16 protein-coding genes and 1 other RNA gene are annotated in these 23350 nt (G+C 73.2%); 13 read left to right on the forward strand and 4 right to left on the reverse strand.

The features are described 5' to 3' along the window. Window positions 1-3 precede the first annotated feature (3 nt). On the reverse strand, window positions 4-1371 hold the full coding sequence (locus ACZ434_RS00070) for an ABC transporter substrate-binding protein (protein ID WP_468450103.1): 1368 nt from the start codon (window positions 1369-1371) through the stop codon (window positions 4-6). A gap of 265 nt (window positions 1372-1636) precedes the next feature. Between ACZ434_RS00070 and ACZ434_RS00075 the strand changes: the two genes are divergently transcribed. Beyond that, complete coding sequence (locus ACZ434_RS00075) at window positions 1637-2236, forward strand: hypothetical protein (RefSeq protein WP_468450105.1); 600 nt, start codon at window positions 1637-1639, stop codon at window positions 2234-2236. Between the two features lie 25 nt (window positions 2237-2261). Here ACZ434_RS00075 and ACZ434_RS00080 read toward each other — a convergent pair whose 3' ends face one another. Then, entirely contained in the window at window positions 2262-6284 is a 4023-nt protein-coding gene (locus ACZ434_RS00080) for an FHA domain-containing protein (protein WP_468451740.1), read from the reverse strand. A 489-nt stretch (window positions 6285-6773) separates the two neighbouring features. Between ACZ434_RS00080 and ACZ434_RS00085 the strand changes: the two genes are divergently transcribed. The 4 genes from ACZ434_RS00085 to ACZ434_RS00100 all read left to right on the forward strand — a co-directional run bounded on the left by ACZ434_RS00085 (window position 6774) and on the right by ACZ434_RS00100 (window position 12037). Further along, window positions 6774-8453: a serine/threonine-protein kinase gene (locus ACZ434_RS00085; RefSeq protein WP_468450107.1), complete on the forward strand. Its 1680-nt coding sequence runs from the start codon at window positions 6774-6776 to the stop codon at window positions 8451-8453. Window positions 8454-8562: 109 nt separating this feature from the next. Continuing rightward, entirely contained in the window at window positions 8563-9798 is a 1236-nt protein-coding gene (locus ACZ434_RS00090) for a serine/threonine-protein kinase (protein WP_468450109.1), read from the forward strand. Between the two features lie 202 nt (window positions 9799-10000). Continuing rightward, complete coding sequence (prfB, locus tag ACZ434_RS00095; protein WP_468450111.1) at window positions 10001-11107, forward strand: peptide chain release factor 2; 1107 nt, start codon at window positions 10001-10003, stop codon at window positions 11105-11107. Window positions 11108-11413: 306 nt separating this feature from the next. Beyond that, a complete protein-coding gene (locus tag ACZ434_RS00100; protein ID WP_468450113.1) occupies window positions 11414-12037 on the forward strand; it encodes a hypothetical protein in 624 nt (207 codons plus the stop codon). Between the two features lie 103 nt (window positions 12038-12140). Here ACZ434_RS00100 and ACZ434_RS00105 read toward each other — a convergent pair whose 3' ends face one another. Beyond that, window positions 12141-12332, reverse strand: a complete 192-nt coding sequence (locus ACZ434_RS00105; RefSeq protein WP_468450115.1) for a hypothetical protein — start codon at window positions 12330-12332, stop codon at window positions 12141-12143. 301 nt (window positions 12333-12633) lie between these two features. On the opposite strand from ACZ434_RS00105, the gene ftsE reads away from it, so the two are divergent. The 5 genes from ftsE (at window position 12634) to ssrA (ending at window position 16618) form a co-directional block, all read left to right on the forward strand. Further along, the gene (ftsE, locus tag ACZ434_RS00110; protein WP_030868506.1) at window positions 12634-13323 is read left to right on the forward strand and encodes a cell division ATP-binding protein FtsE; all 690 of its coding nucleotides are present in this window, start codon (window positions 12634-12636) and stop codon (window positions 13321-13323) included. A gap of 29 nt (window positions 13324-13352) precedes the next feature. Continuing rightward, window positions 13353-14270, forward strand: coding sequence for a permease-like cell division protein FtsX (gene ftsX, locus ACZ434_RS00115; RefSeq protein ID WP_468450118.1), 918 nt, complete (start codon window positions 13353-13355; stop codon window positions 14268-14270). Window positions 14271-14337: 67 nt separating this feature from the next. Then, entirely contained in the window at window positions 14338-15504 is a 1167-nt protein-coding gene (locus tag ACZ434_RS00120) for a S41 family peptidase (RefSeq protein ID WP_468450120.1), read from the forward strand. Between the two features lie 67 nt (window positions 15505-15571). After that, window positions 15572-16051 carry an SsrA-binding protein SmpB gene (smpB, locus tag ACZ434_RS00125; RefSeq protein WP_030834350.1) on the forward strand — a complete coding sequence of 160 codons (480 nt, stop codon included), beginning with the start codon at window positions 15572-15574 and terminating at the stop codon, window positions 16049-16051. A 163-nt stretch (window positions 16052-16214) separates the two neighbouring features. Next, window positions 16215-16618: a transfer-messenger RNA gene (ssrA, locus tag ACZ434_RS00130) on the forward strand. A 158-nt stretch (window positions 16619-16776) separates the two neighbouring features. Here the strand turns inward: ssrA and ACZ434_RS00135 are convergent. Then, window positions 16777-18084: an MFS transporter gene (locus ACZ434_RS00135; RefSeq protein WP_468450122.1), complete on the reverse strand. Its 1308-nt coding sequence runs from the start codon at window positions 18082-18084 to the stop codon at window positions 16777-16779. 83 nt (window positions 18085-18167) lie between these two features. Between ACZ434_RS00135 and ACZ434_RS00140 the strand changes: the two genes are divergently transcribed. The 3 genes from ACZ434_RS00140 to ACZ434_RS00150 all read left to right on the forward strand — a co-directional run bounded on the left by ACZ434_RS00140 (window position 18168) and on the right by ACZ434_RS00150 (window position 23277). Then, window positions 18168-19136, forward strand: coding sequence for a LysR family transcriptional regulator (locus tag ACZ434_RS00140; RefSeq protein ID WP_468450124.1), 969 nt, complete (start codon window positions 18168-18170; stop codon window positions 19134-19136). A 1025-nt stretch (window positions 19137-20161) separates the two neighbouring features. After that, window positions 20162-21124 (forward strand): hypothetical protein, encoded by a 963-nt coding sequence (locus ACZ434_RS00145; RefSeq protein WP_468450126.1) that lies wholly within the window; start codon window positions 20162-20164, stop codon window positions 21122-21124. Continuing rightward, window positions 21124-23277 carry a polysaccharide deacetylase family protein gene (locus ACZ434_RS00150; protein ID WP_468450128.1) on the forward strand — a complete coding sequence of 718 codons (2154 nt, stop codon included), beginning with the start codon at window positions 21124-21126 and terminating at the stop codon, window positions 23275-23277. The genes ACZ434_RS00145 and ACZ434_RS00150 overlap by 1 nt, the downstream gene beginning before the upstream one ends. Window positions 23278-23350 lie beyond the last annotated feature (73 nt).

The raw sequence follows: 23350 nt of genomic DNA on the forward strand, positions 1-23350 counted from the left end.
GGATCAGTTCCCGTACGCCGCGGCCGCGTCGGCCTCCAGCTTGGCCTGCGTCCCCGCGACGTCCTCCGGGTTCTTCAGGAAGTCCTGGAGCGCCTTCCACTCGCCCTTGCCGGGCGTCCCGCCGAAGGCCTGCGGGGCCTGGTCGGACATGTCGAAGCGGAAGTCGTCCCCGGCGTCGATCAGCGCCTTGGCCATCTTCTGCTGGACCTCGTTGGGGTACGCGGAGTTCGGCACGTTCTTGTTCGGCGAGAGGTAGCCGCCGAGCTTCGCCTGGATGGCCGCCGCGTCCGGGGAGGCGAGGAAGGTCGCCAGCGCCTGTGCCGCGGGCGAGTCCTCGAGGATCACCGCCGCGTCGCCGCCGGACACCACGGGCGGGGCGTCGCCGACCGCCGGGAACGGGAACACCTTCGCGTCCGTGCCCACCTCGGCCTCGGTCTCGGCGATGTTCACCTGCACGAAGTCGCCCTCGTAGACCATGCCGGCCTTGGGCTGGTCGCCGCCGGTGAACGTCTGGGTGACGGACGCCGGGAACTCCGTCTGCAGCGCGCCGGAGGCACCGCCCGCGACGTAGTCCTGCTTGCCCCAGATCCCGGCGAGCGTGGTCAGGGCCTCCGCGACGGAGGGGTCCGTCCACTTGATCTCGTGCCTGGCCAGCTGGTCGTACTTCTCCGGTCCCGCCTGGGAGAGGTACACGTTCTCGAACCAGTCGGTCAGCGTCCAGCCGTCGGCGCCGCCGACGGAGAACGGGGTGACACCGGAGTCGTACACCGTCTGCGCGGTGGTGAGCAGTTCGTCCCATGTGGTGGGCTCGGCGGCGCCGGCGTTCTCGAAGACCTGGGCGTTGTACCAGATCAGCGACTTGTTGGCGGCCTTGTAGTAGACGCCGTACTGCTCGCCGTCGACCTTGCCGATGTCCTGCCAGCCCTGCGAGTAGTTCTCGGTGAGCTCCTTGGTCGCCTCCGGGCCCAGCGGTTTCGCCCAGTCCTTCTCCACGGCCTGCTTGATGGCGCCCGGCTGCGGCAGCATCGCCACGTCCGGCGGGGCGCCACCCGCGATCTTCGAACCGAGGAAGTTGATGATCGGGTCCTGGGCGGGGACGAAGGTCACCTTGGCGCCGGTGCGCTTCTCGAACTCCGCGAGGACCTTCTTGAAGTTCTCCTGCTCGGTGCCGGTCCACACGGCGGCGACCTCCAGGGTCTCGCCGTCCAGTTTCGGCAGGGTGACGGTGGTGCCGGTGTCGCCGGTCCCTCCGCCCTTGTCGTCGTCGCCGCCGTCGTCGTCGCCTCCGCAGGCGGTGAGCGACACGGCGAGCACACCCGCGGCGAGCGCCGCGGCGGCTCTGGTGGCCCTGCGGGAGCGGGGGGTTGCCATGGGGTTGCCGGGCGACCTGCGTATCCGGATGATCCTGCTCGTCCTGCGCATCACTGCCCCGTTCTTCGTACTCCGTCGTACTCCGTCGTACTTCGCCGAACGTTCGAGCGCTGTCCCGTGCGCTCTGGTCTACGCCCGGGGGGTGGGGGTGGCAAGAGCGCGTCCCGTGTCAAGTCCGCGATCGTGACCCCGTCGTGACCAGGAGTCACGGCGGGTGAGTATCCGGGCTCATGACGCCCGCGGCGCGGGGCGGAATGCTGAGGGCATGTCGATCGGACGAACAGTCACCACGGTCGCTCTCCTCGCCGTCACCCTGACCGCGTGCGGGACCGAGCGGAGCGGCGGGCAGGCGGCACCGGCGGAGAGCCCCCGGCAGTCGGAGAGCCCCCGGCCGTCCTCCGGCGCCCGGCCGACGTGCGCGCGGCCCGCCGAGGCGCCCACGGTGCGCCCCTCGCCCTCCGCCGGGAACACGGACGGCCGGCCGGAGGGGAACGGGGACGGCGCTCCCCACTACGCCGAGAACCACGCCTACCGGATGCCGGCGCCGCTGACCCCGGAGAAGCGGGCCTGGGGAGAGGCGTCGGCGAAGCTCGTCCGCGCGGAACTGGAAAAGGTGCGCGAGGAGGGCGGGGCCGGCGCGTACGGCGCCTACGCCGAGGAGCGGATCGCCGCGGCCCTGGCCCGCCTCGGCTGCGGCGAGGAGCACGGGATCCACATCAACAACGGCTTCTACAGCGTCCACACCGGGGCGGCCTGTGTCTCCGGGCGGGTGACGGAGGACGAACTGACCACCGAGGTGCACGGCGCCTACATCGAGCCCCAGCCCGGGACCGGCCCCTGTGTGAGGAACCGGGGAGGCCACTGACCGGACTCGGGCCCGCTCCGGCCGGTCACAGCAGGGACGGCACCTCCGCCGCCGAGACCTGACGGGCCGCCCGCTCCAGCGCGCTGGCCAGCAGCGCCAGATCGGTCGGGCCGTTGCCGAGTTCGCGGACCTGGCGGCGGGCCGGGGGGTCGCCCATCCGGTGCCACTCCAGGGGGACGACCGTCGGCCGCAGCGTCGCCGTGCGCGGGATGCGGCCGGTCACCCGGCCGCCCTGGAACGCCGTCCCCCCACCGTCCGGGAGGGTCAGCCGGCCACGGCCCGGCGCCGGGTCGTCCGGGCCGCCGCCCGGCACGGGCGCGTCGAGCGCGACCCGCAGCGACGCCTGCCGCACCGGCTCGGTCTGCGCCGTGCGGGCACAGGGACCGGTCGCCGCGACCAGGTGCACACCCAGCCGCTCGCCGTCCCGCGCCACGGCCTCCAGCGCCCGCATCACCGACCCGGCGGCGGGCCGCCCCGGCGAGCCGAGCGCGGGCGACACCAGCGCGTCCAGGTCGTCCACGACCACCACCAGCCGGGGCAGCGGCGGCGCGGCCTCCGTCTTGCGCCGGTCCGCTCCCGGCCGCAGCCGCAGGGTCGTACTCGGCGGGGCGTCCAGGTCGCCGTTCTGCTCGCCCGCTCCCGCGCGGGAGACGGCCGTGCGCTGGGCGACCATACGGTCCGACAGTTCGCGTCCGGTGTGCCACTCCGCGAAGTCCGAACGGCCCAGCAGCTCCGCGCGCCGCTTCAGCTCGGCGCTCAGCGACTGCGCGAACTCCCGCATCCGCACCGGGTCGTTGGCGCACAGGTGCGTGGTGACGTGCGGTACGTCCGTACACACCCGCAGGCCTTCACCGTGCCCGGTGCCCGGCGTGGGGCCGCCCCTGCCGTCGACCAGCACGATGGCCAGCCGGTCGGGGCGCTCGGCGGCGGCCAGCGAGGCGACGACCGCCCGCAGCAGTTCCGTACGGCCGCTGCCGGGCGGCCCCTCGACCAGCAGATGCGGTCCGTCGGCGGCGAGGTCGGTGACGACCGGGCCGCGCGGTCCGGCGCCCAGTATGGCGGTGACACGCCCGCCGAGCGCCTGGGTGTCGTCGGCCGCGTCCGCCCAGCGGGCCATCAGCGAGGCCGGGGTGGCCCGGGCCAGGCCCAGCTCGTCCAGCAGCCGTGCCGCCCGGGGCAGCGGGGCGGACACACGCGCGTGCCGCTCGCCGGGGGAGCCGTCGGTGCGCAGCGGCGCGAGCGCCCGCGCGAACCGCTCGGCCCAGGCGGGGGAGACCGCGTCGACGGTGGCGAGGGTGCCGTGGCCCACGGGCCCCGGAGGCGTCCCGGAGCCGCTGCCGGCCACCCGCAGCAGCCGCAGCGCGGTCGCCACGTCACCGCTGAGCAGGGCGACCGCCCCGCACGCGCGGAACGACGGCGCCACCGCGCAGGCCGCCTCGTACGTCTCCGTCACCGGGGACGCGGGGGAGGCGGCGGCCGTCTCGGCGAGGCACACCACGTGGATCCCGGCCCGCGGGCCGTCCAGGGCCAGCCGGTCCACCGCCTCGCGGACCTCCGCACCACCGGGGTCGCCGTCCACCACGACCACGGTGTACGGCCCGTCGCCGCGCGGTGCGGGCGCGCCCGCGTGGTCGTGGTCCGCCAGGCGGCGCAGCAGCTCGTCCGCGCGGGCCGCGGCCTGCTCGCGGTCGTGCGCCAGCAGCAGGCGGCAGTCCTGGCCGTGCCCCGGGCGCAGATGGGGAAGCCAGCCCAGCCAGGACCACTCCGCGGTGCGCTCCGCCGGCGGGCGGGAGTGGTCGGCGGCGATCAGGACGATCTCCAGGGAGTCGGGGGAGTGCAGCGCGGCGAGCTGGGCCAGCACCGCGCGGGCCAGCCCGGCGAGGCGGTCACGCGGTCCGGCCAGGCCCAGCGCGCCCACCTCGCGCAGGTCCGACGTCACCGGCACGGCGGGCAGCAGGCCCGAGCCGTCCGGCGCGGACCGGTCCGTGGTGCCGAGCCGCACGGTGAGCGCCTCGGGGTGACCCGGCCCGCGCTCCCACAGCCGGGGGCCGGGACCGAGCGCGGTCAGCAGCAGCGTGGCGGGGTCCGGCCAGGTCTCGGGCTGTACGGGGGCGGCGGGGGCCGACTGCGGCGCGGGCCCGTCCGGCCGCGCGGCGTACGCGTCCCGCACGCCCGCCGTGGCGTCCCGCTCCGCCCGGCCCCCGGTCAGGCGCCGGGCCCAGGCCCCGATCCCGCCCCGCTTCCGCCCGACGGGGGGCTCGGGGAGGTCGGTGCCGCGGAGGGGGGTGCCCTTGCGGCGGGGCGCGTCGGCGCCGGTTCCACGCGGGCGCGGGGAGTCGGGTCCGGCCCCGGCCGCATCGCCGTACCGCCCGTCACGCACCGGACCCGTCGTGCCGGCGGTGGGGCCCTGGGGGGTGCGGGGGGTGCCGTGGTGCCTGTCGGGTGTCGGGGTGGCTGTGCGGGCGGTGTCGTAGGGCCCGTGGCCGGTTGAGCCGGCGGTCGGTGCGTTGGGGGTGTGGGCCGGGGAGGGAGGTGTGCCGTGGTGTCCGTCGGGGGTCGGGTCGGCTGTGTGGGTGTCGTGGTGCCCGTGGCGGGTCGAGCCGCTGGTGGGTCCTCCGGGTGCGCGACCAGGGGAGGCGGATGTGCCGTGGTGTCCGTCGCGTGCATCGCCGGCCGTGGGGGCGGTGCCGTAGCGCCCGTGGCCGGTTGAGCCGCGGCTCGGTCCTCCGGGTGCCCGGGCGGGGGAGGGCGTCGTGCCGTGGTCACCGTCGCGTGCATCGCCGGTTGTGCGGGCGGTGTCGTAGGGCCCGTGGCCGGTGGAGCTGCCGGTCGGTGCGCTGGGGGAGGGGGTCGGACCTCCGGGTGTGTGGGCCGGGAAGGGCGGTGTGTCGTCGCGCCCGTCGTGTGTCGTGCCGTCGGGGAGGGATCCGGGCGCCCGACCGGCGCCGGGTGCCTCGCCGTGAACGGCGTCGGGGGCCCGGTGCCCCGCGGCACCGGCACCGGCGTCGAGAGGCCCGCGCCCCGTCTCGCCGGTCACCGGCCTCGGCTGCGAGACGCGCCGCCCCTTCGGCACCCGGGGCACATCACCGCGCGTGGCGATCCGCACCGTACGGTCCCCGGAGCCGCTTCCCCGCCGCTCGACCGCCGGTGCCCCGCCCTGCCCCGGCACCAGCGGCCCCTCACCCGCGTAAGAGCCGCCCACGGCCTGCCCCTGGGCAGCGCCTCCGTCGGGACCCTCGCTCACCGCCCAGCTCGCCGAGCCGTACGCGTGATGGGTCCGTCCCCGCGGTACGTCCGCCGGCCGCCCCCGTGTGCCCGGGCCCTCCGCGCCGGCTTCCGTCCGTTCGGACGTCCCGGCGCCGCCCCCCGGCAGCCGAGGTCCCGGCACCCGGACGTGCCCCTCCCCGTCCGGTGTCGTCACCGCCCGCGCGTGCGGTCCCGCCGCCGGTGTCAGGCGCAGCGCCGACTCGCCGATGCGCAGCAGCGCGCCCGGGGTCAGCCGGACCGGGCGGGGGCCCACGCGACGTCCGTCCAGGGTCGTGCCGTTGGTGGAGCCGAGGTCGGCGACGGAGACGCGGCCGTCCGCCGCGACCGTCACCGCGCAGTGCAGCCGGGAGACGTCCGGGTCGTCGAGCGGTACGTCGGCGTCGGCCGAGCGGCCTATGCGGATCTCGCCGCCGTGCAACAGGTGCACCCCGCCCGCGTCCGGGCCGGCGACGACATGCAGCCGGGTCGGGGCCTCGTCCAGCTCGGGATGCGGTTCGGGCTCGCCGGGGGCGCCCACGGCCAGCACCGCCCCGTCGATCAGCGGCGGCTCGCCCAGCGTGCAGCGCTGCGCGTCGAGCCGCTGGTCGCCCGCGTACAGCACCGGCGCGCCCGTGGAGCCGGACGTGCCGTCGCCGCCGGAGACCGCGGAGGCCAGCGCGGAGGCCACCGCGGCGAGGGCCGTGCCCGCGGGCGCCGTGACCAGCACGTCGCAGCTCGTGGCCCGCTCCCGCGCGGGGGAGGAGGGGCCCAGCGGGTCTACGACGGTCAGCCGGATCTGCATCGCCGTCAGCGGTCCCTTCTGCGCGGGCGCCCGCGGCACGGGGGGACGAGAACCGCCCCGCGGTCCCCCAACCGCGGCCTTCCCCCACCGCCACACGCGCACGTACGGCCAGTACTGCACGCATCCTCGCACCTGACACCGACAACGCGCCCGCCGCCCGCCATTGAATGATCTTGATTGGTCGGCTCTGCCCGTAAAAGTGCCTGACCAGTGACGGGCCGATGATCGTTCCGGGCCCACTTGAGATCGGTCACGTCCGCCGCGCGGCAACCAACGGACCGAGTGGAGCGTCTTTCCTGCGAACCGTCGAACACCGACGGGAACCGGTACGTAAGACCCACCGAGACAGATCGGTCCGACCACCGGAAAGGCGGCCTCGAAGACGACCGGCCGGTATCCCGCGCGGCGGCACTACAGTGGGTCGGAACATTCCGCAGCAGGGTGGACCACGGTGTACGCCAGCCAAGCAAGCAGCAGGGAGCGCATGACGTGCGGCCGGTAGGGAGCAAGTACCTGCTCGAGGAGCCGCTCGGTCGCGGCGCCACGGGCACCGTCTGGCGAGCCCGCCAGCGGGAGACCGCGGGCGCCGAGGCGGCCGTACCGGGACAGCCCGGCGAGACCGTCGCGATCAAGGTCCTCAAGGAGGAGCTCGCGAGCGACGCCGACGTCGTGATGCGGTTCCTGCGCGAGCGCTCGGTCCTGCTGCGGCTCACCCACCCGAACATCGTCCGGGTCCGCGACCTGGTGGTCGAGGGTGACCTGCTGGCGCTGGTCATGGACCTCATCGAGGGTCCCGACCTGCACCGCCACCTCCGCGAGAACGGCCCGTTCACCCCGGTCGCCGCGGCCCTGCTGACCGCGCAGATCGCCGACGCGCTCGGCGCCAGCCACGCCGACGGCGTGGTGCACCGCGACCTGAAGCCCGCCAACGTCCTGCTGAAGCAGACCGGCGGCCAGATGCACCCGATGCTCACCGACTTCGGCATCGCCCGCCTCGCCGACTCCCCGGGCCTGACCCGCACCCACGAGTTCGTCGGCACGCCCGCGTACATCGCGCCCGAGTCCGCCGAGGGCCGCCCGCAGACCTCCGCCGTCGACATCTACGGCGCCGGCATCCTGCTGTACGAGCTGGTCACCGGCCGCCCGCCGTTCTCCGGGGGCTCCGCCCTCGAAGTGCTGCACCAGCATCTGAGCGCCGAACCGCGCCGCCCCTCCACGGTTCCCGACCCGCTGTGGACGGTCATCGAGCGCTGTCTGCGCAAGAACCCCGACGAGCGGCCCAGCGCGGAGAACCTCGCGCGCGGCCTGCGCGTCGTCGCCGAGGGCATCGGGGTGCACGCGAACTCCGCGCAGATCGGTGCCGCGGAAAACGTCGGCGCGCTCCTCGCCCCCGACCCGGCGCCCGCACCGGTGCCCGACGCCCCCGGTGCCGCGGACCCCACGCAGGTCCTGCCGCACGGCGCCGGCGCCTACGACCCCAACGGTGCCACCAGCGTCCTCCCGCAGACCGGCGGACCGGCCGGCGCCGCCGACCCGACGGCCGTGATGCCGCCGGTGCCGCCCGGGCAGCCGGGGCAGTCCGGCGGACCGGGACCCGAGGACCCGCACCCCTGGCAGAACCAGCTCCGCGCGGCCCGCGACCGCAACGAGCAGACCCAGGTCCAGTACCTCGACCCGAACCAGGACCCGCTGCGCCGCCGCCCCCAGCGGCAGGTCGCCCGGCCCCCGCAGCAGCCCCCGCAGCAGCCGCCGCAGCGCCGCCCCCAGCCGCAGCCGCAGCCCGGCCCGGGGTACGGCTACCCGCAGCAGCAGCACCAGCCCCAGCAGTACGCCCCGCCCCCGCCACCGCCTCAGCGGCCGCAGCAGCCCCAGCCGCAGCGGTACGCGCCGGAGCCGCAGCGCCCCGCGCGGGAGCCCCGGCCGCCCCGGCAGCGCAGCGCCAACCCGATGCGCATCCCCGGGCTCGGCTGCCTCAAGGGCTGCCTTTTCACGATCATCATCCTGTTCGTCGCGGGCTGGCTGATCTGGGAGCTGAGCCCGCTCCAGGACTGGATCGGCACCGGAAAGGGCTACTGGGAGCAGCTCAGCGACTGGTTCGGCTCGGTGACGGGCTGGATCGAGGACCTGGGCGGCCCCGACGAACCCTCGACGCCCTCCGGGACCAACTGAGCCTGTTCGTTGATTTGTCGACATCCGGAGGGTGATTTCCGTATCCCCGGTGAAGGCCGGCTGCCCGGACGCGTAGCTTTGGCGACAACACGCGTCGGTAGGAGCAGTCTTGGCACGGAGAATCGGCAGCCGGTACACCGCCCATCAGATCCTCGGGCGGGGCAGCGCCGGCACGGTGTGGCTGGGCGACGGCCCCGACGGGCCCGTCGCCATCAAGCTGCTGCGTGAGGATCTCTCCTCGGACCAGGAGCTCGTCGGCCGTTTCGTGCAGGAGCGGACGGCGCTGCTGGGCCTGGAGCACCCGCACGTCGTCTCGGTGCGCGACCTGGTGGTCGACGGCAACGATCTCGCGCTGGTCATGGACCTCGTCCGGGGCACGGACCTGCGCACCCGCCTCGACCGGGAACGCAGGCTGGCCCCGGAGGCCGCGGTGGCGATCGTCGCCGACGTCGCGGACGGTCTGGCGGCGGCGCACGCGGCCGGGGTCGTGCACCGCGACGTGAAGCCGGAGAACGTCCTGCTGGACATGCAGGGCCCGCTCGGCCCCGGCGGCTCGCACCGCGCCCTGCTCACGGACTTCGGCGTGGCGAAACTCATCGACACCCCGCGCCGCACCCGGGCCACCAAGATCATCGGCACGCCGGACTACCTGGCCCCGGAGATCGTCGAGGGCCTCCCCCCGCGCGCCTCGGTCGACATCTACGCCCTCGCCACGGTCCTGTACGAGCTGCTCGCGGGCTTCACACCGTTCGGCGGCGGACACCCGGGCGCGGTACTGCGCCGCCATGTCACCGAGACGGTCGTCCCCCTGCCCGGCATCCCGGACGAGCTGTGGCAGCTGCTGGTGCAGTGCCTGGCGAAGGCCCCGGCGTCCCGGCTGCGCGCCTCCGAGCTGGGCGCACGGCTGCGGGAGCTGCTGCCGCTGCTGGAGGGGATGCCCCCGCTGGACGTGGACGAGCCGGACACCGAGCCGGAGGACGCGCCGGGTGAGACGGCCGTCCCGTCCCCGGCCGCCGGTGAACCCGCGCGGCGCCGCGGAGCGGTCCCCCTGGTGCCGGGTGCCAAGCCGTCCGACTCCAACCGGGACACACATACGTCGATGAGGGTGCCCGCCCCCGACGAACTGGCCGGCGGCGCCCGCGGCACGGCCCGTGCCCCCCGCGCGTCCGGCTCCCCCCGCCCCGGCTCGGCCCGCAACCGCGCGGTGACCCGCCGACGCCGCCTGACCCTGGCGCTGGCGGCGGTCCTCCTGACCGCAGCCGGCGCGGCCACCTGGCTCGCCACCACCGACGACACCCCCACCCCACCCCAGGACACCCAGAACTCCGCCCCGACCACCCCCTGACCCCTCAGGGGCGCGGGGCTGTATCGATATGCGGCTCCGCCGCGTGGGCGCACGGGGGTCTGGGGGCGAAGCCCCCAGGGACGGGACGGGAAGGGGCGGCGGGGGCGAACAAAGCCCTGCGCCCACCCCCGGCCCTCCCACCCCCCGCTCCCCGCCCTCCGCCCGGCAAGGGCCACCGCGTGGAACCGTTACGCTGGAGGGCGTGGCAGTCGTCGATGTATCCGAAGAGCTGAAGTCCCTCTCCTCGACCATGGAGTCGATCGAGGCCGTCCTGGACCTCGACAGGATGAGGGCAGACATCGCCGTGCTCGAGGAGCAGGCGGCCGCGCCGTCCCTCTGGGACAACCCGGAAGAGGCGCAGAAGATCACGAGCAGGCTCTCCCACCTCCAGGCCGAGGTGCGCAAGGCCGAGGCGCTGCGCGGCCGGATCGACGATCTCGCCGTGCTCTTCGAGATGGCCGAGGAGGAGGACGACCCGGACACCCGCGAGGAGGCCGAGGCCGAGCTCGCCCTCGTCAAGAAGGCGCTGGACGAGATGGAGGTCCGGACGCTGCTCAGCGGTGAGTACGACGCGCGTGAGGCGCTCGTCAACATCCGCGCGGAGGCCGGCGGCGTCGACGCCGCCGACTTCGCCGAGAAGCTCCAGCGCATGTACCTGCGCTGGGCCGAGCAGCACGGCTACAAGACCGAGGTCTACGAGACGTCGTACGCGGAAGAGGCCGGCATCAAGTCGACCACCTTCGCCGTCCAGGCGCCGTACGCCTACGGCACCCTCTCCGTCGAACAGGGCACGCACCGCCTGGTGCGCATCTCGCCGTTCGACAACCAGGGCCGCCGCCAGACCTCCTTCGCGGGCGTCGAGATCCTCCCCGTGGTCGAGCAGACCGACCACATCGACATCGACGAGTCCGAGCTGCGCGTGGACGTCTACCGCTCCTCCGGCCCCGGCGGGCAGGGCGTCAACACCACCGACTCCGCGGTGCGCCTCACCCACATCCCCACCGGCATCGTCGTCTCCTGCCAGAACGAGCGGTCGCAGATCCAGAACAAGGCCACCGCGATGAACGTCCTCCAGGCCAAGCTGCTGGAGCGGCGCCGTCAGGAGGAGCAGGCCAAGATGGACGCCCTCAAGGGCGACGGCGGAAACTCCTGGGGCAACCAGATGCGTTCGTACGTGCTGCACCCGTACCAGATGGTCAAGGACCTGCGCACGGAGCACGAAGTCGGCAACCCCGAGGCCGTGTTCAACGGTGAGATCGACGCGTTCCTGGAGGCCGGGATTCGCTGGCGCAAGCAGCGGGAGAAGTAGGCCTCCACGCGAACAGTGATTTGTCGACAAGGCAACTGCCGCCCACCGGGCGGCAGTTGCCTTTCCGTGTCGGGGGTGCCGACGTTTACGTCACAGTCACGGCTTCCTTCTCTCCCAAAGCACGCTTAGCAGGACATCGCGTGCGCAACGGCCTTGACGTTCTTTTGGAAAGTGGGAAGGGTGAAGCGTGGCATGCGTATCTCTGGGGCGCATGTGGACCGGGGGGCGTTTCATCACAGGTACCCCCGTTGATCACGGCCCCGAGCGCCGCCTCATTGACGATCAGCTACTGGGGGTAGCACACACATGACGAAGAAGACGCGGATCCGCGTCGCACGCATCGCAGCCGGCGCCGTGATCGCCGCGGGTGCGTCGCTGATGGTGGCGGGCGTCGCCCAGGCGGACCCGAACGACCCGAGCTGCGGAATCGGAGCCGGCCCGGAATGCGAGAACCCGGACCAGCCGGGCAACCCGGACCCCGACCCGGACCCGGACCCGGACCCGGACCCGGACCCCGAGCCGGACCCGGAGCCGGAGATCCCCGAGATCCCCGAGATCCCCGAGGTCCCGGAGACTCCGGAGCAGCCGGAGACTCCCGAGACCCCGGAAGAGCCCGGCGGTGAGGACCCCGTAGAGGAGCCCACCGAGAAGCCGACCACCCCGGGTAACGGCAATGGTGGCGGCAACGGCGGCAACGCTGCCGACCCCGCCGGTGGCGCCTCGCCGCAGGAGAAGGGCTCCTCCGCCCTCACCGACACCGGCGACCCCGCCCCGGCCACCTCCGCCCAGGGCAACGGCAAGGAGCTCGCCGAGACCGGTGCCATGGAGACCACCTTCCTGGTGATCGGCGCCGCCACGATGATCGCCGGCGGTGTCGGCTTCCGTGTGCTCCCGCGCCTGATGACCGGCCGCGGCGGTGCCGCCGCCTGACGGTGGCGACACGCGTACGGACCGTACGCATGACGTAGCGAAGGGCCCGGAGCGCGAGCGCGCTCCGGGCCCTTCGTACATCCCTACGCCCCTGTCCCGGGCGTCAGACCGTGTGCTGGGCGAGCAGCGCCAACGCCGCGATCAGCACCGCCAGCAGGGCGATCAGCGCCATCGGGTTGAGTCCCGCGAAGAAGTTCTCCTGCTGCAGCCGCTCGCGGTTCGCGCGGCACACCGGGCACCGGCCCTCGCTCACGGGCGCGGCGCAGTTCGCGCACACCAGCCGGTCGTACGTCATGCGCTCGCCCTCCTCACACCGATTCCTGACACACAACGCCCACGTCCACGTGAACGTTCCCCCTACCCACTGTGCCAGGTTCCCGCGGAAGCTGCGCCGGGTCGCTCCGGGAGGGGTGGTTTCGGGGTTCTCGCGGCTGCGGCGGCGTGGGGGCTGGTCGCGCAGTTCCCCGCGCCCCTGGGAGTTTCCGGCACCCGGAACAAAGGGTGCATCTCTTACACAACCCCTCCGGTGACTGCGCTCGCCTCCCCGGTTCGCGTAGGGTCACGCTCATCTACCCCCGGCTACCCGTGGTGCATCCGTGATCCGATTCGACAACGTGTCCAAGGCCTACCCCAAACAGAACCGTCCAGCCCTCAGGGATGTCTCCCTGGAGGTCGAGAAGGGCGAGTTCGTGTTCCTCGTGGGGTCCTCCGGCTCCGGAAAGTCCACCTTCCTGCGGCTGATCCTCCGCGAGGAGCGGGCCAGCCACGGGCAGGTGCACGTCCTGGGCAAGGATCTCGCCCGCGTCTCCAACTGGAAGGTGCCGCAGATCCGGCGCCAGCTGGGGACCGTGTTCCAGGACTTCCGCCTGCTGCCGAACAAGACGGTCGCCGAGAACGTCGCCTTCGCGCAGGAGGTCATCGGCAAGTCGCGCGGTGAGATCCGCAAGTCCGTGCCGCAGGTGCTCGACCTCGTCGGGCTCGGCGGCAAGGAGGAGCGGATGCCGGGCGAGCTCTCCGGCGGTGAGCAGCAGCGCGTCGCCATCGCGCGGGCCTTCGTCAACCGGCCCAAGCTGCTCATCTGCGACGAGCCCACCGGCAACCTCGACCCGCAGACCTCCGTCGGCATCATGAAGCTGCTCGACCGGATCAACCGGACGGGCACCACCGTGGTGATGGCGACGCACGACCAGAACATCGTGGACCAGATGCGCAAGCGCGTCATCGAGCTGGAGAAGGGCCGTCTCGTCCGCGACCAGGCACGCGGCGTCTACGGCTACCAGCACTGACGCTCCACGGAAAGGCTTGATCAGACGCCATGCGCGCCCAGTTCGTCCTGTCGGAGATCGGCGTAGGTCTCCGCCGCAACCTGACGATGACCTTCGCCGTCGTCGTCTCCGTCGCCCTGTCGCTCGCCCTGTTCGGCGGGTCGCTCCTGATGAGCGACCAGGTCAACAGCATGAAGGGCTACTGGTACGACAAGGTCAACGTCTCCATCTTCCTGTGCAACAAGAGTGACGCCGAGTCCGACCCCAACTGCGCCAAGGGCGCGGTGACCGACGACCAGAAAGGCCTGATCAAGGCCGACCTGGAGAAGATGTCGGTCGTCGACACGGTGACGTACGAGTCGCAGGACGAGGCGTACAAGCACTACAAGGAGCAGTTCGGCGACTCGCCGCTGGCCAGTTCCCTCACGCCGGACCAGATGCAGGAGTCGTACCGCATCAAGCTGAAGGACCCGGAGAAGTACCAGGTCATCGCGACCGCCTTCGACGGGCGCGACGGCGTGCAGTCGGTGCAGGACCAGAAGGGCATCCTCGACAACCTCTTCGAGCTGCTGAACGGCATGAACTGGGCCGCCCGCATGGTGATGGCGCTGATGCTCGTGGTGGCCCTGATGCTGATCGTGAACACGGTGCGCGTCTCCGCGTTCAGCCGCCGCCGCGAGACCGGCATCATGCGGCTGGTCGGCGCGTCCGGCTTCTACATCCAGGCGCCGTTCATCATGGAGGCCGCGGTCGCCGGACTCATCGGCGGCACGCTCGCCTGCGGGTTCCTGCTGCTCGGGCGGTACTTCATCATCGACAACGGGCTGGCCCTGTCCGAGAAGCTGAACCTGATCAACTTCATCGGCTGGGACGCCGTGCTGACGAAGCTTCCGCTCATCCTCGCGACCAGTCTGCTGATGCCGGCGCTGGCCGCGTTCTTCGCGCTGCGCAAGTATCTGAAGGTGTGACTCTTGCCAAGAGGGGCGTGCGGCCAACCGGCCGTGCGCCCCTTCGCGTTGTCCTAGACTCACCGGCATGTCAGGTCGTGCCCTGTTCTGTCAGCCCCGCCGCATCGGCCGCGGGGCCGCCCTGACCTTGGTGTTCGCGAGCGTGCTGGCCGCCGGTGCGGCCACCGGCAGCCTTCCCGGCGCCGGCCGCGAGGACGTGGCGGACGGGGCCCCGCAGACCGCTCCCGTGAGCCGCCACTCGGAGGTCGCCCGCGCGGCCGAGGAGGCCGCCGCCCACGGCGCGTCGCCCATGGAGGCCGCCCAGCGGGCCGTCAGCCGCAGCGGGGACCGCTGGGCGGCCGTCTACTCCCCGGGCGAGTACGAGGAGTTCGAGCGGTCCCTGGACGGCCGCTACACCGGCGTCGGCCTGTGGGCCCGCGAGCGGGACGGCCGGATCGAGGTGACGAAGGTGGGCAGCGACACGCCCGCTGCCGAAGCGGGCATCCGCGCGGGGGACCGGCTGCGCAGCGTCGACGGCGAACGGGTCGACGGCCGGCCCGTCACCGAGGTCGTCTCCTTACTGCGCGGTGACACCGCGGGCGACAGCGCCGGCACCACCGTCCGCCTCGGTCTGGAACGCGGCACGCGCGAGTGGAGCGAGACCGTGCGACGGGCCCGGCTCTCCCGCGACACCGTCACCGTCCGCACCCTCGCCACCGGCGCCACCCTCCTCGAGGTCGGCGCCTTCACCCGGGGCTCCGGCGAGGAGGTCCGCACCGCCGTACGGCAGGCCCCGGCCGGTGCCGGGATCGTCCTCGACCTGCGGGGCAACTCCGGCGGGCTGGTCGCCGAGGCGGTCACCGCGGCCTCCGCCTTCCTCGACGGCGGCCTCGTCGCCACCTACGACGTCGACGGGGAGCAGCGCGCCCTGCACGCCGAGCCCGGCGGCGACACCTCCAGACCCCTGGTCGCGCTCGTCGACGGCGGGACGATGAGCGCGGCCGAGCTCCTCACCGGAGCCCTCCAGGACCGCGGACGGGCGGTCGTCGTGGGCTCCCGCACCTTCGGCAAGGGCTCGGTCCAGATGCCGACCGAGCTGCCCGACGGCTCCGTCGCCGAGCTGACCGTCGGCCACTACCGCACCCCCTCCGGCCGGGGCGTCGACGGCCAGGGCCTTACCCCCGACCTGGAGGCCGACGACGAGGCGCTCCAGCGGGCCGAGACGGTCCTCGGCGGACTCGGCAGCCAGGAGTGACCGTTCGGGACCGCCGGTAAATCGGCTTCCCGCCGACCCCCTCCGTAGTGCGAAAATGGGCGGCACTATGGCTAAGGAAAAAGGGCGCAAGCTGATCGCGCAGAACAAGAAGGCGCGGCACGACTACCTCATCATCGACACCTACGAGGCCGGCCTGGTCCTCACCGGCACCGAGGTGAAGTCCCTGCGTCAGGGGCGGGCGTCGCTGGTGGACGGCTTCGTCCAGCTGGACGGCAACGAGGCGTGGCTGCACAACGTGCACGTACCGGAGTACAGCCAGGGCACCTGGACCAACCACAGCGCGCGGCGCAAGCGCAAGCTGCTGCTGCACCGCGAGGAGATCGACAAGCTGGAGTCCAAGTCCCAGGAGACGGGGCACACGATCGTGCCGCTCGCCCTGTACTTCAAGGACGGCCGGGCGAAGGTGGAGATCGCGCTGGCCAAGGGCAAGAAGGAGTACGACAAGCGGCAGACGCTCCGGGAGAAGCAGGACCGGCGCGAGACCGAGCGGGCGATCTCGGCGGTGCGCAGGAAGCAGCGCGCCTGAGCGGGAACAACCCGGACCGGGCCCGCGTTGGACCCGGTGACGGTGGGAAGACCGCCGGAAAGCGGCGGGGTGACCGCCGGGAATGCGGTGGCATCGTCGGGCGTTGTTCACGTACGATGGCACCAGCACCTCACAGCGGGTGCGCACCTTGAGAAGAAAACATGGGGATGATCGGTTTCGACAGCGGCTGTCGAAGCAGGGGAAGCGTGTCGAGGAAGCGGCCATGATCTCGTAAACCACAGGCCGAAAAAAATAATCGCCAATTCCAAGCGATCTGTCTCCCAGGGCGAGCTCGCCCTCGCTGCCTGATTTTCAGGTAGCGAGCAGCGGCTCCCCTACTTAAGGGAGTGTCAGCCCGGGGATGTTCCCGACCCGGATCCTGGCATCAGCTAGGGGACTAAACCTTGATCCCGGTCACGGGGTGAAGAGGGAAACCAAACAGTGACTGGGCCCGTCGGAGACTTGTCGGCGTGATCTCCGGGGCCGAGAAAAGCACAGCCGACTGCACACGGAGAAGCCCTGGTTCCGCACCGTTGGACGCGGGTTCGATTCCCGCCATCTCCACTCATCCCATGTGGGCACAGGCCCCGTCGCTGCGAGCGACGGGGCCTTTGTCATGCGACCACATGGTCGGGGCCGGCCGTTGTGGGGCCCCGCCCCATACGGAGGGGTGGTTCACGCCTCTCCGTCGTGGCCCCGGCGCGCCGGGGCCACATCCGTGATCTTCACCATCGGGAGTCGCGGCTCGACGGCCCGAACGGGACGAGGACGCACAGGGCGACGAGGAGGGCGGTCGTTGCCGCCACCACCGGGACGCCGTACCCGGCCGTCGCCGAGACGTGCTCCACCGTCCAGCCGCCGGCCGCGCTGCCGCAGGCGATCCCGCCGAGCAGACCGGTGACCGCGAGCGTCATGCCCTCGTTCAGCCGCCCCTCGGGGGTGTACCGCTGCACCAGGGTCATGGTGGTCACCATCGTCGGCGCGGTCGCCATCCCGGCGACCAGGAGCGCCCCCGCCAGCACCGGCAGCGAGCCGGTGAGACCGGCCGCGAGCAGCGGCAGGGTCATCAGCACGGCCATCGCGGTCAGACACCACGGCAACAGGGAGCGCGCGGACCCGGCCGGGCGTACCGCCCCGTACAGCAGTCCCGCGGCACAGGAACCGGCCGCCTGGAGCGCGAGCACCACACCGGATGCCGCGCGGTGCCCCTGCGCGTCCGCGAACGCGATGGTCACGACCTCCATCGAGCCGAACACCGCACCCGTCGCCAGGCACACCGCCAGCAGCGGACGCATGCCGGGCGCCCGGAACGGCGCCCGCGCGGTGGAACGCCGGACGGCCGGCGGCTCGGTCGACCGCTGGGCGGTGAACAGGGCGACGCCCGTCAGCAGCAGCACGGTGCCCACGAGCGTGCCGGCCTCCGGGAAGAACGCCGTGCACAGGAAGGCCGCGAGGACCGGGCCGAGCATGAAGCACAGTTCGTCCGCGGCCTGTTCGAAGGAGTTGGCGGTGTGCAGCGCCTCGGGGTCCCCCTTCAGCAGATGCGCCCAGCGGGCCCGGGACATGCCGCCGGTGTTGGGAGTGGTGGCCGTGGCGGCGTACGAGACGAACAGGGCCCAGTCCGGGGCGCCGTGACGCACGCAGAGCACCAGCGCGAGGGAGCCGAGTACGGCGAACACCGTGGCGGGCAGGGCGACACGTGCCTGCCCGTACCGGTCGACCAGACGCGCGGTCCACGGCGCGACCACCGCCGTCGACGCCAGACCGGTCGCGGTGACGGCGCCGGCGAGGGCGTACGAATCCCGCGTCCCGGCGATCATCACCACCGCGCTCACCCCGAACATGCCCATCGGCAGCCGGGCGATCAGATTGCCCGCCGTGAAGGCGCGGGCGCCGGGCAGCGCGAGGAGACGGCGGTACGGGCCCTTCGCGCGGGGCTCGCTCCGGGCGCGCGGGCCGAAGTCGACGGCGACGAGGGTGTCGGCGGTGACCGTGAGCAGGGGAGTGTCCCGGGAGGTCGGCTGAGGAGGCATGACACCACCGTCGCCCCTGCCCGCACGGCCGGTCCAACACCTTCCCGGTGCCGATTCACGCGGCTGTGTTGTAAGTTCGCGGGATGTCCGCACCCGCTCACCTCGACCCGCGCCTGCTCCGCGCCTTCGTGACCGTCGCCGACGAACTGCACTTCACGCGTGCCGCCGCGCGCCTCTACGTCGCCCAGCAGGCGCTCAGCCGGGACGTACGGCGGCTGGAACGGGAACTGGGCAGCGAACTCTTCGTCCGGACCACGCGCCGGGTGACGCTCACCGCCGACGGCGAACGGCTGCTGCCGTACGCCCGCGCGGTGCTCCAGGCGCAGGACGACCTGCTCGCCGCCGCCGGACAGGCGCGTCCCCTGCTGGTCGACCTCAACTCCCCGGGACTCCGCACCCCGCGGCAGGTGCTGCACCGGGCCCGTGAACTCGCCCCCGGCCACGAGCTGATGGCCCGCTACGAGAGCGGGCTGGCCTGGGCGGCCGGGGAACTGCTCGCGGGGCGGCTCGACGCGTCATTCGGACGGTTCGCGGGTCTCGCCCCCGCGCTGCGGTCCGGACTCGACCAGCAGCCGGTGCGGTACGAGCCGATGGCGGTCGTGCTGCCCGAGGACCACCCGCTGGCCCCGCTGCCCGAGGTGCCGCTGGCCGCGCTGGCCGGCGAGACGGTGTACGCCGGGGCCGGGAACCCCCGGACGACGGAGTGGACCGACCTGGCCCGCCGGCTGTTCCAGGGGCGGGGCATCGCGCTCGCGCCGCCCGCTCCGCTGGCCGTCGGGGAGGAGGAGTTCGAGCGCGTCATGGCCAGGAGCCGTCACCCGATCCTCGCCGTCGTGGACTTCCCGCCGTTGACGGCGACCGTGCTGCGGCCTCTCGTGGACCCGGTTCCGCTGTCGCCCGTGTCCCTGGTCTGGCGGAAAGGGCTGACCCACCCCGGACTGCGGGCACTTCGGCGGGCCGCGGCGGTCGTCGGTGCGGAACAGGGCTGGTTGCGGGCGCCGGAGGAGGGATGGATTCCGGCCGACGACTCTGTCGTGATGGCGTCTTCATGATGTCCCGCATTTGATACGAACGGCTACACGGCAAACACGGAACCTCCGCGTGCGCTACATTCAATGTCCGAGCACAGTGTGATAAACGGGGCGCTCGGGGCGGGTGGGGGCCCGGTCCGGCGACGAGTGCTCAGGTCGTACGCGCACCCTGTTCTGTTCCTGGGGGGAAGTGCGTGCGCGTGGAGAAGTGGCGGAAAGACGCCCAACCCGGAGAGTTCGAGGACGCAACGGCGGCCGGGCTCCCGGACAGTGAAGAAGCAGACGGGGACTCCACGGAGACCGACTCGATCGAGGACCGCTGGGCCCGCATCGGAGTCTTCCCCACCGTGACCGGCAAGCCTCTGCGCGGCCCCGGCCGAGACGCGGACCACACGCTGACCCTGCGGGGCGACGCCCCGCGCGGGGAGCGTACACGGGACGCGGGGGACACCGGCCCCGCCGAACCGGCCGACGGTCCTGCACCGCGCGACCCGCGCACCGGGGACCACACCGTCCACCTCCGCGCGGACGCGGCGAAGACCCCGCGCGACGAGCCCGGGCCGGAGCCCGAGGCGCGGAATGAGGAGCCGGACGACGCCCGCGCGGGGGCGCGCCCGTCCGTCGCATCGCGCAAGCACCGCGCGGTCGCTCCGCGCGGTGAGTCGAAGCCCGGGGCGCGGGGCGAGGGACGGCCGGCGAAGCCGGGTGGTGCCCGCGCGAACGCCGGTGTGTCCGTTGCTCGGCGCGACGAGCGCCCGGCTGCCCCCGGCGGTGAGCCGGAAGCCGGTGCGCGGAGTGCGGGCGGGGCGGTGGGGCCGGGTGATGCCGGCGCGAACGCTGGTGTGTCCGTTGCGCGGCGCGGCGAGCGTTCGGTCGCCCCTGGTGGTGAGCCGGAAGCCGGTGCGCGGAGTGCGGGCGGGGTGGTGGGGCCGGGTGGTGCCCGCGCGAACAGCGGTGTGTCCGTTGCTCGGCGCGAGGAGCGTTCGGTTGTTCCGGGCGGTGCGGACCGGGCCGGGGACGGTACGGGTGAGGGTGGACGGACCGCCGTGTTCCGTAAGGAGCCCGCCGATGCCCCGCGCGGTGAGCGGGCGACCGGCTCGCGCGACGGCGGAGCGGGCCGGTCCCCGGCCGCGCGTGACAAGGACGCCGATCGCACCACCGTGCTGCGCGTTCCCGCCGCCGCCCCCGAGATCGCCGCGGGTGTCTCCGTCCGGGACCCGTGGCAGGACGAGCCCGCCGGTGAGCCCGTCGCGGTCACGCACGATCCGCACGAGGTGACCGTCCAGCTCGACGCCGTACAGATCGGCGAGGGCGGCGTGCTGCGCCGGGCCCCCGCCCGGCCGAACGGGGGCCAGGACAGCGCCGACGGGCCCGTGTTCGTCGACGAGTCCGGCCGCCGCAGCCGCAGATACCGCCGTATCGGCATGGCCGTCGGCCTCGCCTGCGCCGGCTACGCCGCCGTCATCGTCGCCACCCTGCTGTCCGGCAACTCCGACGCCCCCTGGCTGCCCGTACCCGGACAGCAGCCGAAGGAGCAGCCCGCGGGGAAGGTCGAGACGTCCCCGCAGCCCGGCGAGACCGACGCGACCCCCGGCTCCGGCACGAGCCTCCTGCCCGGAGGGTCCCCGAGCGCCGGCGCCCCCGCCCTCCCCGAGCCCGGCGCCACCGTCCCCGCGCCCGGTGCGACCGTCAGCCGGGACGAACCCGGCGCGGCCGGCGACCCGGAACCGACCCCGACCCGCGGGACCCAGCAGCCGCGCACCCCCGTCGGCGGCACCCCCACGCCGGAAGCCTCCGCGGAAACGCCGGGCACCCCGCCGGCCGCCCCGCCGCCCCCGCCGGCCGACGACCCCGCTCCGGCGACCAGCGCCCCCACGGGCGACGGCGGCACCGGCACCGACAACGCCGCCGCCCCCGCCGCGCAGCCGGCCGTCGCCGCCGAGAACCCCGGCGCCGGGCCCGCACCCTCCGCCACGTCCGCCGCACCGTCCCCGGAGTACGTCCTCTGATGGCATCCCGAACCCGCCGTCGCCGCCTGCCCCTGCGGCTGCTGCTTCCGGTGCTCTTCCTCGTCGCCCTGATGGCGATGCTCATGCTGCGCGGCTACGTGCACAGCGAGATCCTCGCCGACCACCGCGTCCAGTCCCCGGCCCCCGCCGACCAGGTGCCGGAGAAGGTCCTGGAGGGCGGCCCCGTCATAGACACCCGGGGCGGTCGCGCCGAGACCCTGCGCGTGCCCGACGGGCATGTCGTCCTCACCTTCGACGACGGCCCGGACCCGACCTGGACCCCCAAGGTCCTCGACGTACTGAAGAAGCACGACGCGCACGCCGTCTTCTTCGTCACCGGCACGATGGCCTCCCGCTACCCGGACCTGGTCCGCCGCATCGTCGACGAGGGCCACGAGGTCGGCCTGCACACCTTCAACCACCCCGACCTCTCCCTGCAGTCGAAGGACCGCATCGACTGGGAGCTGTCCCAGACCCAGCTCGCCATCACGGGCGCCGCGGGCATCCGCACCTCCCTGTTCCGGCCGCCGTACTCCTCCCAGGCCGGCGCCATGGACAACAGCACCTGGCCGGTCACCCAGTACATCGGCGACCGCGGCTACATCACCGTCGTCAACACCCAGGACAGCGAGGACTGGCGCAAGCCCGGCGTCGAGGAGATCATCCGCCGCTCCACGCCCGAGGACGGCAAGGGCGGAGTCGTCCTGATGCACGACTCCGGCGGCGACCGCGGGCAGACCGTCCAGGCGCTGGACCGGATGCTGCCCGACCTGAAGGACAAGGGCTACGCGTTCGAGAACCTCACCGAGACCCTCGACGCGCCGAGCGCGCACTCGCAAGTGACCGGCACGGAGCTGTGGAAGGGCAAGGCCTGGGTGTTCCTCGTCCAGGTCTCCGACAACCTCACCGCCGTCCTCGTCGTCGGCCTGGCGATCATCGGCTTCCTGGTCATCGCCCGCTTCGTGCTGATGCTCGTGCTGTCCGCCGTCCACGCCCGCAAGGTGCGCCGCAAGGACTTCAGCTGGGGGCCGGCGGTCACCGAACCGGTGACGGTGCTGGTGCCGGCGTACAACGAGGCGAAGTGCATCGAGAACACGGTGCGTTCCCTCGTGGCGAGCGACCACCCCGTCGAGGTCATCGTCGTCGACGACGGCTCCAGCGACGGCACCGCGCGGATCGTGGAGTCGCTCGGCCTGCCGGGCGTCCGGGTGGTCCGCCAGCTCAACGCCGGCAAGCCCGCGGCCCTCAACCGGGGTGTGGCCAACGCACGTCACGACCTCATCGTGATGATGGACGGCGACACCGTCTTCGAGCCGACCACCGTCCGCGAACTGGTGCAGCCCTTCGGCGACCCGCGCGTCGGCGCGGTCGCGGGCAACGCCAAGGTCGGCAACAAGGACAAGCTGATCGGCTCCTGGCAGCACATCGAGTACGTGATGGGCTTCAACCTCGACCGCCGGATGTACGACGTCCTGCAGTGCATGCCCACCATCCCCGGGGCGGTCGGCGCGTTCCGCCGCTCCGCGCTCGAGCGGGTCGGCGGCATGAGCGACGACACGCTGGCCGAGGACACCGACATCACCATGGCCATCCACCGCGACGGCTGGAAGGTCGTCTACGCGGAGAACGCCCGCGCGTGGACCGAGGCCCCCGAGTCGGTGCAGCAGCTGTGGTCCCAGCGCTACCGCTGGTCGTACGGCACCATGCAGGCGATCTGGAAGCACCGCCGCGCGGTGATCGAGCGGGGCCCCTCGGGCCGCTTCGGCCGGGTCGGACTGCCGCTGGTCTCGCTGTTCATGGTCCTCGCCCCGCTGCTGGCGCCGCTCATCGACGTGTTCCTCGTCTACGGCCTGATCTTCGGACCGACCGGCGAGACGATCCTGGCCTGGTTCGCCGTCCTCGCCCTCCAGGCGGCCTGCGCGGCCTACTCCTTCTTCCTCGACAAGGAGAGACTCACCCCGCTCCTGTCGCTGCCGTTGCAGCAGATCCTCTACCGGCAGCTGATGTACGTGGTGCTGCTCCAGTCGTGGATCACGGCGCTCACCGGTGGCCGGCTGCGCTGGCAGAAGCTGCGGCGCAAGGGAGGCGTCTCCGCCCCGCCGGGCGCCTCCGCCCAGCAGCCGCAGGCTGTGGGCGGCAGCCCGGTGGCGTGACGTCCACCGGCCGCCGGCCGGTACCGCCGGGGCGTACGCCCGTGCGAGACTGCCCCGGTTGCGAGGGTGAACC

The organism is Streptomyces sp. NPDC030893 (assembly GCF_055571535.1).